Annotated in this window: 17 protein-coding genes; 16 read left to right on the forward strand and 1 reads right to left on the reverse strand. The window is 52.1% G+C overall.

Annotation, left to right across the window (positions count from 1 at the left end; all coding sequences use genetic code 11):
• The first annotated feature begins 32 nt into the window (after positions 1–32).
• The gene (locus tag GIW82_RS11540) at positions 33–1,208 is read left to right on the forward strand and encodes a DUF4097 family beta strand repeat-containing protein (protein WP_154750100.1); all 1,176 of its coding nucleotides are present in this window, start codon (positions 33–35) and stop codon (positions 1,206–1,208) included.
• Positions 1,209–1,276: 68 nt separating this feature from the next.
• On the opposite strand, the gene GIW82_RS11545 is transcribed toward GIW82_RS11540, so the two are convergent.
• Positions 1,277–1,825 carry an N-acetylmuramoyl-L-alanine amidase gene (locus GIW82_RS11545; RefSeq protein ID WP_154750101.1) on the reverse strand — a complete coding sequence of 183 codons (549 nt, stop codon included), beginning with the start codon at positions 1,823–1,825 and terminating at the stop codon, positions 1,277–1,279.
• Positions 1,826–1,971: 146 nt separating this feature from the next.
• Here GIW82_RS11545 and hprK point away from each other — a divergent pair, with 146 nt between their 5' ends.
• From hprK to trxB, 15 genes are all read left to right on the forward strand, one after another.
• Positions 1,972–2,898, forward strand: coding sequence for an HPr(Ser) kinase/phosphatase (gene hprK / locus GIW82_RS11550; protein WP_154750102.1), 927 nt, complete (start codon positions 1,972–1,974; stop codon positions 2,896–2,898).
• 12 nt (positions 2,899–2,910) lie between these two features.
• Complete coding sequence (gene lgt / locus GIW82_RS11555) at positions 2,911–3,756, forward strand: prolipoprotein diacylglyceryl transferase (protein WP_154750103.1); 846 nt, start codon at positions 2,911–2,913, stop codon at positions 3,754–3,756.
• A gap of 36 nt (positions 3,757–3,792) precedes the next feature.
• Positions 3,793–4,728: a nucleoside recognition domain-containing protein gene (locus GIW82_RS11560; RefSeq protein ID WP_154750104.1), complete on the forward strand. Its 936-nt coding sequence runs from the start codon at positions 3,793–3,795 to the stop codon at positions 4,726–4,728.
• Positions 4,725–5,378 (forward strand): pyrophosphatase PpaX, encoded by a 654-nt coding sequence (ppaX, locus tag GIW82_RS11565; RefSeq protein ID WP_154750105.1) that lies wholly within the window; start codon positions 4,725–4,727, stop codon positions 5,376–5,378. The genes GIW82_RS11560 and ppaX overlap by 4 nt, the downstream gene beginning before the upstream one ends.
• Complete coding sequence (locus tag GIW82_RS11570) at positions 5,375–5,887, forward strand: acyltransferase (protein ID WP_154750106.1); 513 nt, start codon at positions 5,375–5,377, stop codon at positions 5,885–5,887. The genes ppaX and GIW82_RS11570 overlap by 4 nt, the downstream gene beginning before the upstream one ends.
• A gap of 130 nt (positions 5,888–6,017) precedes the next feature.
• On the forward strand, positions 6,018–7,166 hold the full coding sequence (hisZ, locus tag GIW82_RS11575) for an ATP phosphoribosyltransferase regulatory subunit (RefSeq protein WP_154750107.1): 1,149 nt from the start codon (positions 6,018–6,020) through the stop codon (positions 7,164–7,166).
• 289 nt (positions 7,167–7,455) lie between these two features.
• The gene (hisG, locus tag GIW82_RS11580) at positions 7,456–8,082 is read left to right on the forward strand and encodes an ATP phosphoribosyltransferase (protein WP_154750108.1); all 627 of its coding nucleotides are present in this window, start codon (positions 7,456–7,458) and stop codon (positions 8,080–8,082) included.
• Positions 8,079–9,362 carry a histidinol dehydrogenase gene (hisD, locus tag GIW82_RS11585; protein WP_154750109.1) on the forward strand — a complete coding sequence of 428 codons (1,284 nt, stop codon included), beginning with the start codon at positions 8,079–8,081 and terminating at the stop codon, positions 9,360–9,362. The genes hisG and hisD overlap by 4 nt, the downstream gene beginning before the upstream one ends.
• Positions 9,359–9,946 (forward strand): imidazoleglycerol-phosphate dehydratase HisB, encoded by a 588-nt coding sequence (hisB, locus tag GIW82_RS11590; RefSeq protein ID WP_154750110.1) that lies wholly within the window; start codon positions 9,359–9,361, stop codon positions 9,944–9,946. Before hisD ends, hisB begins: the two co-directional genes overlap by 4 nt.
• Positions 9,943–10,596, forward strand: coding sequence for an imidazole glycerol phosphate synthase subunit HisH (hisH, locus tag GIW82_RS11595; RefSeq protein ID WP_154750111.1), 654 nt, complete (start codon positions 9,943–9,945; stop codon positions 10,594–10,596). Before hisB ends, hisH begins: the two co-directional genes overlap by 4 nt.
• Positions 10,565–11,293, forward strand: coding sequence for a 1-(5-phosphoribosyl)-5-[(5-phosphoribosylamino)methylideneamino]imidazole-4-carboxamide isomerase (hisA, locus tag GIW82_RS11600; protein WP_154750112.1), 729 nt, complete (start codon positions 10,565–10,567; stop codon positions 11,291–11,293). The genes hisH and hisA overlap by 32 nt, the downstream gene beginning before the upstream one ends.
• Positions 11,287–12,039: an imidazole glycerol phosphate synthase subunit HisF gene (hisF, locus tag GIW82_RS11605; RefSeq protein ID WP_154750113.1), complete on the forward strand. Its 753-nt coding sequence runs from the start codon at positions 11,287–11,289 to the stop codon at positions 12,037–12,039. Before hisA ends, hisF begins: the two co-directional genes overlap by 7 nt.
• The gene (gene hisIE / locus GIW82_RS11610) at positions 12,036–12,659 is read left to right on the forward strand and encodes a bifunctional phosphoribosyl-AMP cyclohydrolase/phosphoribosyl-ATP diphosphatase HisIE (protein WP_154750114.1); all 624 of its coding nucleotides are present in this window, start codon (positions 12,036–12,038) and stop codon (positions 12,657–12,659) included. Before hisF ends, hisIE begins: the two co-directional genes overlap by 4 nt.
• A gap of 84 nt (positions 12,660–12,743) precedes the next feature.
• The gene (locus GIW82_RS11615) at positions 12,744–14,270 is read left to right on the forward strand and encodes a tetratricopeptide repeat protein (RefSeq protein WP_154750115.1); all 1,527 of its coding nucleotides are present in this window, start codon (positions 12,744–12,746) and stop codon (positions 14,268–14,270) included.
• Between the two features lie 200 nt (positions 14,271–14,470).
• Positions 14,471–15,424, forward strand: a complete 954-nt coding sequence (gene trxB / locus GIW82_RS11620) for a thioredoxin-disulfide reductase (protein WP_154750116.1) — start codon at positions 14,471–14,473, stop codon at positions 15,422–15,424.
• Positions 15,425–15,633 lie beyond the last annotated feature (209 nt).

The following is a 15,633-nucleotide window of genomic DNA, read 5'->3' on the forward strand; positions in this document are numbered from 1 at the left end:
CCGTCCGTTGGATACAAAGGGGAGGCTGAATCATGCAAAGTGAAAAAGAACGTATTTTGGATATGGTCGAGAACGGCACGATTTCTGCGAGAGAAGCGGTAGAGTTATTGCGGGTCATCGATGGGGGCGGAGAAAGCCGTCAAAATAATGACCGTTATGATTACCGTGACAGCCGGGACAAACGCAAGCGAGGCGGGATGTTCCGTCCGGAAGATATGGTAAAGCGATTCTCGAAAGATTTCTCCCGTGACGTTTCAAAGAACATGTCTAAAAATCTTTCCAAAGACCTCAACCAGTTCGGAGACCGGATGATGAATTTTATGCAGACGTCTGTTGGGAAATTGAAGACAATGGAATTCGATTCGCCATTCGGGGAAGCAGCTCAATTCACGCATACATTCACACAAGAAGAAGCGAGCCTGAAAGATATCGTAGCGGACCTTGCAAATGGTCAGCTGGAAATCTATCCTTCACAGGACGGTGGGATTCGTGCAGAATGTACGGTCAAGGCATTCCGTGCAGAGTCGGAAGAAGAGGCGAAACGGGAATTCCTCGATAAATTCGTCTTTATCGCAGACGATGAAAAATTACGGATCATCAGCGATATGAAAATGATGCAAGTGAACATCGTACTTTACGTGCCGGCAACGCAATACGAACAGATCACGGTACGTTTGTTCAACGGTGGATTCTCCGTGAAACGCATCGATGCAAAACGCATCCGCGTGAAAACGGCGAACGGCAAAATCGATTTGAAGAACATGGCATTCGAGGAAGCGGAAGTTGAAACGGCGAACGGTGCGATTCAAGTCCAGGAAGTGAAAGGAAGCGCACTCGAAGCGGAAACGATGAACGGCCGCATTTATATCGATGGCGACCTCCAAAGTGCTGAAGCGAAATCGCTCAACGGCAACATCGTTGTCACGACGCGTTCGAAAGAAGCACGTAAAGTTGAAGGGAAGACATTGGCAGGAAATGTCGAATTGTACATTCCACAGCATTTGCCGCTCAAAGGAGAAGTATCTTCGAACTTGGGCAAAATGGACGTCCTTTTGTCTGATGTCGACCACACACATGAGCAAGGACAATTCCTACAAAAATCTGTCCGTTTCTCTAAAGAAGGCGAAGTAGCAGCAGCTGCTCCACTCCTTGTATACGGGGAAACAAAAACAGGATCGGTTCTCGTCCGCTACTTGACGATCGACTGATTCAAAAGAACGCAAAAATCCTCTCCAAAAGCCGACATCACGGCTGATGGAGAGGATTTTTTGTTTTGTCATTTCGTCAATTCGTAGTGGCCGACGCCGAATGCGATGGCGCGTGCACAGCGTTTCCGGTATGCATCACTCTGCAGTGCCTCCAAGTCCGTCCGGTTGGTCATGAAGCCGCATTCCACAAGAACCGCGGGCATGCGTGTATTACGCAACACGGCGAAGTCCGCCGCTTTGACGCCGCGGTCTCTGAGGCCCGTTGCAAGTGCCAGTGATTGGTGAATCGAAGCTGCCAGCCGTTTCGAAGCGGCAAGCGGCTTCACGAAATGATACGTCTCGATGCCGTTCGCTGAATTGAAGCCGTTGCCGAATGCATTGGCGTGGACGGAGATATACAGGTCGGCCCCGAGCCGGTTGGCGAGATGGATCCGTTCACTCAGCGGCACATCCCGGTCCGCTTGGTGAGCGAAAATAACGATGTGGCCATCGAGGACGAGCCGTTTCTTCGTTTCCTCCGCGACAGCTGCGTTGAAGTGGAATTCACGGAGCCGTCCGTCCGGTGAGCGCTTTCCGGCCGTTTCCGGTCCGTGTCCTGCATCGAGTATGATCTTCATGTGCAATTCCCCCTTTTTCCTGTTAAATAGGAAGCAGGGACGGAAAAGGAGACACTTTCGTATAAATGCTGAAAATTCATGGTAAAATGAATGCAACTGGCTCAAAGGAGCGGAAAAAATGTTCCGCATGAAGTGGGGGGAATGAATTGGGACAAGTTACAGCAAGAGAAGTCATGGAGATGTTCGACTTGACGTTGATCAGTGGGGAAGAAGGCATCGGGCGGCACATCCCTGTCAGTGATATATCCCGGCCAGGTCTCGAGATGGCCGGTTACTTTACGCATTACCCGGCCAACCGCGTTCAATTGCTCGGCAAGACGGAACTATCTTTTTTTGCGTTATTGGACGTTGAGGAACGGCGTGCGCGCATGATGAAGCTTTGTACTGCGGATACACCGGCGGTCATCGTCTCGCATAGTATGGAAGTGCCGGTTGAGCTCATGCAGGCATCGAATGAAACGCATGTGCCAGTGCTTCAGACAAGCATGCCGACGACCCGTTTCTCGAGTAAGCTGACGAACTTCCTGGAAAGCAAGCTTGCACCGACGACGGCCGTGCATGGGGTGCTTGTGGATGTATACGGTGTCGGCGTCTTGCTAATGGGCAAAAGCGGCGTCGGGAAAAGTGAGACCGCACTGGAACTGGTCAAGAAAGGGCACCGTCTCGTCGCGGATGATGCAGTGGAGATTCGCCAAGAGGCGGAGAATACACTCGTCGGCCATCCACCGAAGCTGATTGAGCATTTGCTCGAGATCCGTGGTGTCGGCATCATCGACATCATGACGCTGTTCGGAGCAAGCGCCGTGCGCACGTTCAAACGGATTTCCCTCGTCATCGACTTGGAAATATGGGATCCGGAAAAAACATACGATCGTCTCGGACTGGAGGAAGAAACGGTCCAGATTATCGATACCCATTTGACGAAGTTGACGATTCCGGTCCGTCCGGGACGCAACTTGGCCGTCATCATCGAAGTGGCAGCGATGAACTACCGTCTGAAGAAGATGGGCATCAACGCTGCGGAAGAGTTCTCGAACCGTCTCAACGACGTCATCGCACAAGATAATCGATAAGGAAGGTGTCTTATGTTCACAGAATTAGCAATGATCGATCCAGTCGCATTCCAGATCGGCGGCATCCAAGTCCGCTGGTATGGCATCATCATCGCGGCGGGTATCGTCCTGGCCTTTCTCGTCGGCCAACGGGAAATGGTCAAACGGGGGATGCATCCCGACTTACTGACTGACCTGCTCGTCTGGGCAGTACCGCTCGCCATCGTCGGAGCGCGCATTTATTATGTCGCATTCCAGTGGGATTACTATAAAGACAATCCAGGCGACATTATCGCGATCTGGAACGGCGGCATCGCCATCCACGGTGCACTGATTGCTTCGGTCATCGTCGCGTATTTATTCACGAAGAGCCGCAACACCCCGTTCCTGAAAGTGGCGGATATCTTGGCACCGAGTATCCTGATCGGCCAGGCGATCGGCCGCTGGGGGAACTTCATCAATCAGGAAGCGCACGGCGGCGAAGTCTCCCGTGCATTCCTCGAGAACTTATGGATTCCAGATTGGATCATCAATCAAATGTACATAGACGGAGCGTATTATCATCCGACCTTCTTGTATGAATCCCTTTGGAGCTTGGTCGGAATCATCATCCTGCTGCTTCTGCGCCGGGTCAATCTCGTCCGCGGGGAACTGTTCTTCTTCTATGTCATCTGGTATTCGGTCGGCCGCTACTTCATCGAAGGAATGCGGACGGACAGCCTTGTGGCAGGCGATTTGCGCGCTGCACAAGTCGTCTCGATCATCTCGATCATCATTGCGGTAGCCTTGATTGGCTATCGCCGAGTGACCTTGAAGGATCCACCGCGTTATTTGGATGAGGAGAAGAAATCGAAAAAAAGTGTCGAAAAAAAACGCTGACGCAAGCAAGTTTATCTCATAGAAAGAAGCGATAACATGTCAACTTTGAAAAATGGAATCAAAGCCGGCCTTTTGACGACGTGGACACTGGGCAAGATCATCTTTCCGATTACGCTCATCGTCACCATCCTTCAATTCACGCCGGTCTTGCCGTTCATCATCGATCTGGTCGCACCGCTCATGGGTCTGTTCGGACTGAGCGGTGAAGCGGCGATCCCGCTCGTGCTCGGGAATGCGCTCAATCTGTATGCGGGCATCGGGGGAATCTTGTCGCTCGAGCTGACGGTGAAGGAAGTGTTCATCTTGGCAGTGATGCTGTCGTTTTCACATAATATCTTCATCGAAACCGGTGTCGCACTGAAAGTCGGCGTCAAACTCTGGGTCGTGCTGCTCGTGCGTTTCGGCCTCGCGGCACTGTCGGCGATCGTCATCAACCTTGTGTGGGACGGTGGCGGGGAAGTGGCACAATACGGCTTTGCGCAAGCAGCACAAGCTGCTCCTGAAACATGGATGGGCATCTTCCTGCTCGGTGTGGAGAAAGCGATGCTCGGTGTCCTGCAGTTGGCCATGATCGTCATCCCACTCATGATTGCGATCCAGATCTTGAAAGACAAACAATATTTGCAGAAAATCTCCAATGGCTTAGGGCCGTTGACGCGACTGCTCGGCGTTCAGAAAAACGCTTCCGTTACATTGGCATCCGGACTTGTATTCGGTTTGGCGATGGGAGCGGGCGTCATGATTCAGGCAGTCCAGGAAGACGGCGTCAGTAAAAAAGACGCGACACTGGTCTTCATTTTCCTCGTCGCATGTCATGCCATTGTGGAAGACACGCTCATTTTTATTCCGCTCGGCATCCCGATCTGGCCGCTCCTGGCGATCCGGGTTGTGACGGCGCTGCTGCTGACCATTACGGTCTCGTACATTTGGCGGAAAAATGAAGAAAACCGAAAGGAAGCGATATCGACATGACAAAAGAAATCAACACGCTACTCTTTGACTTTGACGGCACATTGCTTGATACGAACGAATTGATCATCCAAACGTTCCATAGTGTGCTGGACCGGCACTTCCCGGGAAAATACGACCGTGAGGCGATTCTACATTTCATCGGACCATCGCTAGTACAAACGTTCGAATCCGTCGATCCGGACAAAGTGGAAGAGTTAATCGCCGAGTACCGGGAAGTGAACTCGACGCTTCATGATGAGCTTGTCGAGGAATACGACGGTGTTGTGGAAACACTTGCGAAGCTGAAAGCACGTGGCGTGAAGATGGCAATCGTCTCGACGAAACGCCGTGCTGCGCTTGATCACGGACTGGAATTAATGGGACTGACAGGGCTTTTTGAAGTCATCATCAGTTTGGACGAAGTGAAAAATCCGAAGCCGGACCCGGAACCAATCCAGCTGGCACTCGCAGCACTCGAGGCAGATCCTTCAGAAGCGCTCATGATCGGTGACAATTCACACGATATCCACGGCGGTCAGAATGCCGGTGTTCGGACAGCCGGCGTTGCTTGGTCCATCAAAGGGGAAGCGTATTTGTCTTCACTCGGCCCGGATCATATGTTGCAGCACATCAGTGACTTACTGGAACTAACGAAAGAAGCTGTCAGATGAGAAGGACGGAGCGCCATTTTGTCGAAGGGCCGAACTCGCTTTGGCATATTTACAAAACCGTGCCGTTCTGGAAAGTCGCGAAGAACTTCATCGTTATCCAAACCGCGCGCTACACGCCGTTTCTCGGCATGAAAAACTGGCTGTACCGCACATTTCTCCGTATGAAAATCGGCAAGGAAACGTCATTCGCCCTCATGGTCATGCCGGATGTCATGTTCCCAGAGAAAATCTCAGTCGGTGCGAATACGGTCATCGGCTACAATACGACGATTTTGGCGCACGAATACTTGATCGAGGAATACCGGCTCGGGCCAGTCAAGATCGGCAGCGACGTCATGATCGGGGCAAACTCGACGATCCTTCCAGGCATCACGATCGGTGACGGAGCCATCGTCTCAGCCGCGACGCTTGTCCATAAAGATGTGCCGGCTGGTGCATTCGTCGGCGGCAATCCGATGCGGATCATCTATACAGCAGAACAAATAGCCATGCGCCAAACCGAGTCCTGAAAGCGAATTTGCTTTCAGGATTTTTTTGAAGGATGACGGTTGACGAAAGACTGACAAGTGCGCTAAAATAAATTTACTTTAATGATTCATCACTCTAGCGTACTAAAGTATCGGTAAAGGAAGGGATTAGATGGGAATCGAAATGTTCGAGAAGCCGCTTGGCATGCGGGATGATTTTCCGCGGATTGCACGGAAGAAAGCGGCGCTCCGCAACAATGGCATCGCAATCATGGAAGCGTCAGGATTCGAACTGATCCAGACGCCGACATTGGAGTATTACGACACAATCGGAAAAATTTCAGCCATCAGTGAAGATGCGCTGTTCAAATTATTGGATAACCAAGGAAATACACTCGTCTTGCGGCCGGACATGACGTCGCCAATCGCACGGGTCGCAGCATCGAAGCTCCTGAAAGAAAAAATGCCGGTACGGCTCGGCTACTCATCGACCGTGTTCCGCGCACAGCGACGTGAAGGCGGACGCCCAGCCGAATTCGAACAAATGGGCATCGAATTGATTGGGGATGACTCGTTTTATGCGGATGCGGAAATTATGCTGATCGCTGCTGAACTGCTGAACCGCCTGAAAATAGGCAAGATCCGGCTCGTCGTCGGCCACACGCGCTTGTTGCAATTAGTGTTCGAACGTTTCGGACTGACAGATGAGGAAATCGGCAAGCTGAAAAATGCACTCGTTTCCAAAAACCGAGTCGCATACGAAGAACTCGTCAATGCTTTTACGATGAGCGACAAGCAGCAGGAAGAGTTAAAAGCTTTGACAGCGGCTGCTTCGATCAAAGAGTGGGAGAAGTGGATCGACCTGGATCATGCCGAACAGGCAGGGCTGTATGAAGGAATGACGAAACTTTCGGAACTCATCGAACGAAACGGACTGAACGACACTGTTACATATGATTTATCCTTCTCAAGCCACATGACGTACTACACCGGGCTCGTCTTCGAAGTATACGGAGCGGGCAGCGGGTTCCCGCTTGGCAACGGCGGCCGGTACGACGGCCTGATGAAGCAATTCGGCTTACAAGTCGGGGCGACGGGCTTCGGCTTCCGTGCAGACCGGCTGCTCGAGGTCATGCCGGAGCAAGAAGAACGCAAGCTCCAGACGCTCGTACTGTTCACGGAACAGACTGAAGAACAAGCACACGCCAAAGCGTGCGCTTTGCGCGGACAAGGCCACAATGTCACGCTGCAATACGCACCGGCAGTAGCCGCCATCGAAGAATTCCGGACACTCTTTGACGAGATTTATGATGTGAACTAAAGGGGCAGGTTTGACGAGATTACTTTAGGTAAATACTTTTCTCTCTTTTTCTCTAAAAAGAGAGGTGTTATTCAATACGACACCTCATAATTTATAGTACGAAAATATGGAGTAAAACTGTGTAGACTCTAGTGGTTTTAGCGAAGTGTCGAAATCCAATCAGACTCGAGAAGCGAGGATGATTTAGTTCGACGCGAGCCCACTAGACGCGAAGCAGTTTTACGGAGTATCTCCGATCTAATTTAAATACTTACTAACTCAACCGCAAAGAAAACGGAAGGTGTGGACCATGGAAGAATTGACGATTGCGATGCCGAAAGGCCGCATTTTTGAAGAAGCATACGAACTGCTTGCACAAGCAGGCTATCAACTGCCGAAAGAACTGGACGACTCGCGCAAACTGATCGTAGAAGCACCGGATGAACGTATCCGCTTCATCCTGGCAAAGCCGATGGATGTCCCGGTATACGTCGAACATGGCGTCGCAGACCTCGGCATCGCCGGTAAGGATGTCCTGCTCGAGCATGACCGCTCCGTTCACGAACTGCTGGACCTCGGCATCAGTCGCTGTTATATCGCATCGGCAGGACTGCCTGGGACGAAGCTTGACGATGTGACGCCGCGTGTCGCGACAAAATATCCGACGGTTGCTTCCCATTTCTACCGAAGTCAGGGCGAGCAAGTGGAAATCATCGAATTGAACGGCTCGATTGAACTGGCGCCGATGATCGGCCTGGCGGAACGTATCGTCGATATCGTATCGACCGGCAAAACGCTTCAGGAAAACGGTCTCGTCGAATACGAGAAAATCGTCGACATTACTTCACGACTGATCGCCAATCCGGTCAGCTATCGATTGAAGCAGGACCGCATCAATCTTCTCGTCTCCCGACTGCGAAAGCAGGTGTCTGAATGAACATCGAACAATTGACACCGGACATTTCAATCCGCCGGAGGATGACAGAAGCGAGCCGCGAGCAAGTGCAGGCAGTGCGGGACGTCATTAAAGAAGTACGGAAAGATGGAGACGCAGCGCTTCGCAAATTTGCGAAGAAGTGGGACGGAGCGGACCTTGAAGCGATCCGTGTCAGCGCGGAAGAAGTGGCGGCAGCGGTAAAACGTTTTGATCCGCAGTTGCTTGCCGATTTAACGGAAGCGCGCGATAACATCCGCCGTTACCACGAACAGCAAAAGCAGGAAAGCTTTCGCTTAGACAAGCCGAATGGTTCGTACGTTGCGAACCGGGTGACACCGATTGCTTCCGCGGGACTTTATGTTCCAGGAGGTACGGCAGCGTACCCATCGTCAGTTTTGATGAATGTTATCCCGGCACAGGCAGCAGGAGTGGCGCGCATCGCCATCATTTCTCCGGCGGATCAGGACGGGAAATTATCGGACGGCGTACTAGCTGCTGCACATATTCTTGGCATCGATGAAATTTACAAATCGGGCGGAGCACAGGCGATTGCCGCACTTGCTTACGGAACAGAAACGATTGCACCGGTCGATAAAATCACGGGACCAGGGAACGTCTTCGTCGCACTTGCGAAACGTGAGGTGAGCGGAGATGTGGCGATTGATATGATCGCGGGTCCTAGTGAAATCGCAGTTCTTGCAGATACAAGTGCCTATGCCGATGAAGTGGCAGCAGACTTGTTGTCGCAAGCAGAGCATGACCCGATGGCGAGTGCAGTGCTTTTGACGACGAGTGAACGATTCGCGGCGGAAGTTGCGAAAGAAGTCGAACGGCAAGTGGCTGCTTTGCCGAGACGGGAAATCGCCGCGGCTTCCATCCGTGATTACGGCAAGATTTATCTCGGGGAGACGCTGGACGAGCTCGTGGCGGCGGTCAATGAACTGGCTCCCGAACACGTGGAAGTACTGACGGAAAACCCGGAAGCGGTGGCAGAGAGGATCACCGATGCAGGCGCGATTTTCATCGGGCGGTTTTCATCGGAACCGGTCGGGGATTATTTCGCCGGGACCAATCACGTACTGCCGACCAATTCGACGGCGCGCTTTGCGAGTGCGTTGTCGGTGTATGATTTTTTGAAAAGGACGAGTGTTGTCTATTATAGTGAGCAAGCGTGGCGGGAAGATCATGAGAAGATCGCTCGGCTGGCACGGCTCGAAGGGCTGGAAGCCCATGCACGTGCTGTGGAATCGCGTAGCTGGAACAAGGAGGAATCGTCATGAGACAGGCTGAGATCAAACGGGATACGCATGAAACGAGAATAGCGGTCAAGTTTTCGCTTGACGGCGAAGGGACGGCATCGATCGATACAGGCGTCCCGTTCATGGACCACATGCTGGAGGGATTTACGAAACACGGATTATTCGATAGCGAAATCAAAGCGGACGGGGATACACACATCGACGACCACCACACAACCGAAGATCTCGGCATCGTCCTTGGGCAAGCAGTCCTTGAGGCAGTCGGGAATAAAAAAGGAATCCGCCGGTTCGGCAATGCATTCGTCCCGATGGATGACGCGCTTGCGCAAGTGGTCATCGACTGTTCGAATCGGCCGCACTTGGAATTCCGCGGCGAGATCCCGACGGAGAAAGTGGGAACATTCGATACAGAGCTGGTCCATGAATTTCTTTGGAAGTTTGCGCTCGAATCCCGCATGAACGTTCACGTCATCGTCCACTATGGGAAAAACTCCCACCACATTGTCGAAGCAATTTTCAAGGCGCTAGCACGTGCGCTTGACGATGCGACGTTAATCGACAGCCGCGTCAAAGGCGTGCCGTCGACGAAGGGGCTGCTGACATGATCGTCGGCATCATCGATTATGGGATGGGGAATTTATTCAGTGTCGAGCAGGCGCTGAAAGGGTTAGGCTGTACGGTCATCCTGTCAGATGATGTGGCGGAATTGAAGCGCGCGGATGCCCTTGTCTTGCCGGGCGTTGGGGCTTTCCCGGATGCGATGGCACTGCTGGAGGCAAAAGAACTTTCCGATTTCATCCTGAACTTGCCTGATAGTGGAACGCCGCTCCTCGGTATTTGCCTTGGCATGCAGCTGTTGTATGAAGACAGCGTGGAAGGGCGGCCGACGAAAGGTCTCGGCTTATTGAAAGGCAGCATTCGCCGTTTTGAAGGAAAAGAGCTGCGTATTCCACATATGGGCTGGAATGAACTCGAATTTTCGCAGATACCGGAATGGCTGAAGTCTGAGCAGGAAGACACGCACGTCTATTTCGTGCATTCATTTTTAGCAGTAGATACAGACCCGAGCGAAGTGATGGCCGCTGCGAGTTACGGTGGCTATGAAGTACCGGGAGTTACAGGGGACGGTTTGGTGACAGGGATGCAGTTTCACCCGGAGAAATCGGGAGCGTTCGGACATTATTTATTGAAGCAGTGGATTGCTGCAGTCAGGGGGAAGCGTGATGAAGAAGTTTCAAGTGTATCCGGCGATTGATGTGCGCGGCGGGAAGTGTGTGCGGCTGTTCCAAGGGGATTACGCACAGGAGACGGTTTATGCGGATTCACCGGCAGAGATGGCCAAGAGCTTTGTAGAAGCAGGTGCGAATTGGATTCACATCGTCGACCTGGACGGCGCACGTGACGGACAGCGCATCAACTCAGCAGCGATTCTGGAAGCGGCGAAGCAAGGGGCACGTGTCCAAGTCGGAGGCGGAATCCGTTCGCGGGAAGATGCCGCTTATTACTTGGATAACGGCGTCACACGCGTCATCATCGGAAGCCTCGCGATCCGTGAGCCGGAATTGACGGTCGGATTGATTGAAGAATTCGGCGCGGACCGCATTGTCATCGGCATCGATGCGAAGAACGGCATGGCTGCGACGGAAGGCTGGCTGGAAACATCGGAGCGCCCTGCATCGGAAGTGGCGGACTTCTTTACGTCGAAAGGTGCACGGCATTTCATCTATACGGATATCTCGACTGATGGGACATTGATGGGTCCGAACATCGAGGCGAACCGTGAGCTGGTCGAACGTGAAGGTGCGCAAGTGATCGTCTCCGGTGGCATCGGCTCGCTTGACGATATTCGCCGTGTGAAACGAGCGGCTGCAGTTAGCGCGATTAGTGGCGTCATCGTCGGCAAAGCGCTTTACGAAAAACGGTTTACGCTAGAGGAGGGGCTGTCATGCTGACGAAACGGATTGTGCCATGTTTGGACGTCAAAGAAGGACGCGTCGTCAAAGGCATCAATTTCGTCTCCTTGCGCGATGCGGGAGACCCTGTGGAACTCGCGAAGTTTTATGATGAGCAAGGAGCAGACGAATTGGTGCTGCTCGACATTTCAGCTTCTCACGAAGGGAAGGAAACGATGGTCGAAGTGGTACGGACAGTGGCGACGGAACTGTCGATTCCGTTCACTGTAGGAGGCGGGATCCGCACAGTCGAAGATATGAAGCGGCTGCTGCGGGCAGGAGCGGACAAAGTGTCGCTTAATACATCGGCGCTCGATCAGCCGGAACTGATCCGCGAAGGCGCAGAGTTTTTCGGTTCGCAGTGCATCGTTGTGGCGATCGACGCGAAGTGGAACGGCAGCTCGTGGGACGTTTATACACACGGCGGACGCCGCAAAACGGAATGGGACGCAGTCGAGTGGGCGAAACGAAGCACTAAACTAGGTGCCGGCGAACTGCTGCTGACAAGTATGGACAAAGACGGCTCGAAAGACGGCTTCGACATTGCTTTGACAAAAGCGGTCCGGGACGCCGTCGACGTGCCGGTCATTGCGAGTGGCGGCGCCGGGAAACTGGCGGACTTTGCAGAAGTGTTCCGTGAAGCGGATGCGGACGCAGCATTAGCAGCGTCGGTGTTCCACTACAAGGAAACGAGTGTGGCAGAAGTGAAGGGATTTCTGAAAGCAGAAGGAGTGAATGTCCGATGACGGATGTGAAATTCGGTGAAGACGGCCTCGTGCCGGTAATTATCCAGGATGCTAATACGAAAGACGTGCTGACGCTCGCTTATGCGAACGAAGAAGCATTGGAGCGGACGATTGCGACGAATGAGACGTGGTTGTACTCGAGAAGCCGCCAAGCGCTTTGGAACAAAGGCGCAACGAGCGGCAACACGCAGCAAGTGACAGCGGTCCGTCTGGATTGTGACGGCGATGCAGTCATTTATGAAGTCATTCCGGCTGGGCCGGCATGCCACACAGGAGCAACCAGCTGCTTCGAAGGAGTGCTCAGTGGAACACCCGCTGAGACAGCTGTCGATGTAATCGGCGGTCTCGTGAAAGTCATTGCAGAGCGCCAGCAGGAAATGCCGGAAGGTGCGTATACGACGTACTTGTTCGCGGAAGGCGTCGATAAAATCTGTAAAAAAGTCGGCGAGGAATCGGCGGAAGTGATCATTGCGGCGAAAAATCGCGACATGGAAGAATTGGCGATGGAGACGGCGGATCTTCTTTATCACACACTGGTCTTGCTGCAGGAACAAGGCGTACCGTTTGAGCGGGTGCAGAGAGTATTGAAGGACCGTCATTCCGAGAAAGTCGGCAAGTAAAGAATAAGCACATATGATATACTATGCATATCTTTAAGTATGGAACGATGAAAATCGTTCTTTTTACTTTTTCGGAGGCATATTTTGAACAATAACAAACCAAACACACAGGGGAACGTCTTGCCGTTCATCCCGACAGGAGAATATTATTACCAAAAAGCGCTATTGGCACTTCGCAAGGAGCAGTATGACCGCGCGCATAAATTCCTCAAGCGGGCAGTCGAACTGAGCCCGGAAGATGCTGATATCCGGATGCAATACGGCGTCCTGCTAATGGAGATGAGCGAATTCGAACTGTCGATGGAAGCATTGCACGAAGCTCAGGAACTGGATCCCGAAAAGCCGGATCTCTTGTTCTACTTAGCTGAAGCCCATGCACATCTCGGGATTTTCCTGGAGGCACGCAATTTCGCGAAACGCTATATCGAGAAGGAGCCCCACGGCGAATATGCCGCGGAGGCGCTTGAAATCATCGACTTTGCAGAACAGGAAGACTGGCAGTTGTTCGGCGACGACAACGAAGCGCAGGACAGCGAGTCATACTATCAGCAGGAAAAATCACGCAAGCTGATGGAGCAGGGGGATTTCGCGGGAGCGATTGCACTACTCGAATCAGTGATTGAGGAGAAGCCCGATTTCTGGGGCGCCTACAACCATCTGTCGCTCGCTTATTTTTACGTGGGCGAAACGGAGATGGCGCTGTCGCTTCTACACGATGTGCTCCGGCGCAACAAAGGGAACTTGCATGCGCTCTGCAATCTCGCGGTCATCCACTATTACGAGCGGAGCGACGAGCTGGTACATGTGATCGACATGCTGAAGAAGATCCAACCGTATATTTTCGAACATCGCTACAAGCTTGGTGCGACATTCGCGCTCCTCGGCCAGTACAAAGAAGCGTATCGCTGGCTGAGGAGCTTGCAGAAGCGTGGCTTCAACGGAGATCCAGCGTTCTACTTCTGGCTGTCACACTCTGCATTCCATTGTGGCTACGAAGAAGCGGCGAAGCACGCATGGCGTCAGCTGATCAAACTCGATCCGACGAAGGAAGGTTATGAGCCGTGGACAGATACGCCGGAAGTGCCGAATGCCTCGGCGATCGAGCACGACCGGGAATACTTGATCGCGAAGCTCGACCATCCACATCAAAGTGAACGGCTATTCGGCTATTTCCTTCTCGGGAAATCGTCACACAAGCAGGAGATTGTCTCCCATCCGAAGTGGCTCAAGCCGGATGGACTGTCGCTCGTCGAAACATTCATGCTCGGCTATGCGCTCGGCCATTCCTTCAGTGACACCATTCCGGAAGAGAAAGCATTTCTGCAGGCGATGAAGGCAACGGAGATCCTATATGCCGAAAAAGGCATGGTGACGGAAGAGAATTCCTACACATTCCAAATGTGGTTCATCCTGCTTGAGAAAGCATATGAGCGGAACTATCCGTTCAAGAACCCGAACGCATTGGCCGCTGCCGTGGATTACATGGTCAAGTCTTCGCGCGACCGCAGCATCACAAAAAAGGCGGTCGCGGAGCATTACGGCATTACGGCGGCGACGTTGACGAAATACATCAATGAGCTGATTCCGTTTTTCCCACTATTTGAATCGTAAGAACGAATGAGGAGCGGCACATGTCCGTCTCCTCCTTTGTTTAGTTTGAAATGATGGAAAAAAGGTATAATGGACGTAATTACGTTAACGATGTGACATGGAAATCGATGGCCGATCCAACGGTTTCGTACAGGCAGAAAATTTGCCTGTTCCTGTGGATTCGGCTACGATTTAGTCAGAGATAACGAGGAGGACCTACTATGACTGAAGAAACGAAAATTTATGATGTAATGATCATCGGAGCTGGCCCGGCAGGCATGACCGCTGCTGTCTATACATCCCGCGCCAACCTTTCGACTTTGATGCTCGAGCGAGGAATTCCCGGCGGGCAGATGGCCAACACGGAAGAAATAGAAAACTATCCTGGATTCGAAAGCATCCTCGGCCCGGATATTTCGAATAAGATGTTCGAGCACGCGAAGAAATTCGGTGCGGAATATGCTTACGGCGATGTGAAGGAAATCATCGACGGCGAAGAATACAAGACGATCATCGCAGGTTCGAAAGAATACAAAGCACGTGCGATCATCATCACGACAGGTGCCGAGTACAAGAAGCTTGGCGTACCAGGTGAGAACGAATTGGGCGGACGCGGTGTCAGCTACTGTGCGGTCTGTGACGGGGCGTTCTTCAAACAGAAGAACTTGGTGGTCGTTGGTGGCGGAGATTCCGCTGTTGAAGAAGGCGTTTACTTGACGCGTTTCGCAGACAAAGTGACGATTGTCCACAGACGCGACGAATTGCGTGCACAGAAAATTTTGCAAGACCGTGCATTCGCAAACGACAAAATCGATTTCATTTGGAACTCCACAGTGAAGCAAATCAACGACAAAGACGGCAAAGTCGGAAGCGTGACACTTGTTTCCACAGTGGATGGAAGCGAAAGTGAATTCGTAGCAGACGGCGTATTCGTCTATATCGGCATGCTGCCGTTGACGAAGCCGTTCAGCAATCTTGGCATCTTGAACGAAGAAGGCTATATCGAGACGAATGAACTGATGGAAACATCAGTGCCTGGGATTTTCGCTGCAGGCGACGTGCGGGTGAAAACATTGCGTCAAGTCGTAACAGCGACAGGAGATGGCAGTATAGCGGCTGATACCGTTCAGCGCTATGTCGAAGAATTAGTTGAAAAAGTGGGTCAGAAAGCTTGATTTAATATTTCCTTAATGCCTTTGTAACATCGCTGTCATGTAGAAGAGGTATAGTAAGGATAGTAAATTGACCCCCTTTTTATAAAGAAGTTTTGACAGGCTGCAGACCGGACATCCGGTTTTGCAGCCTCTTTTTTTATGTTCTTTGCATGACACACCCGGAAAGGTGTATAATGGTAGAAGTTTATTCAAAGGGATGGAGTGTCGAA

This window comes from Planomicrobium sp. YIM 101495, assembly GCF_009707665.1.
Lineage (GTDB): Bacteria > Bacillota > Bacilli > Bacillales_A > Planococcaceae > Planococcus.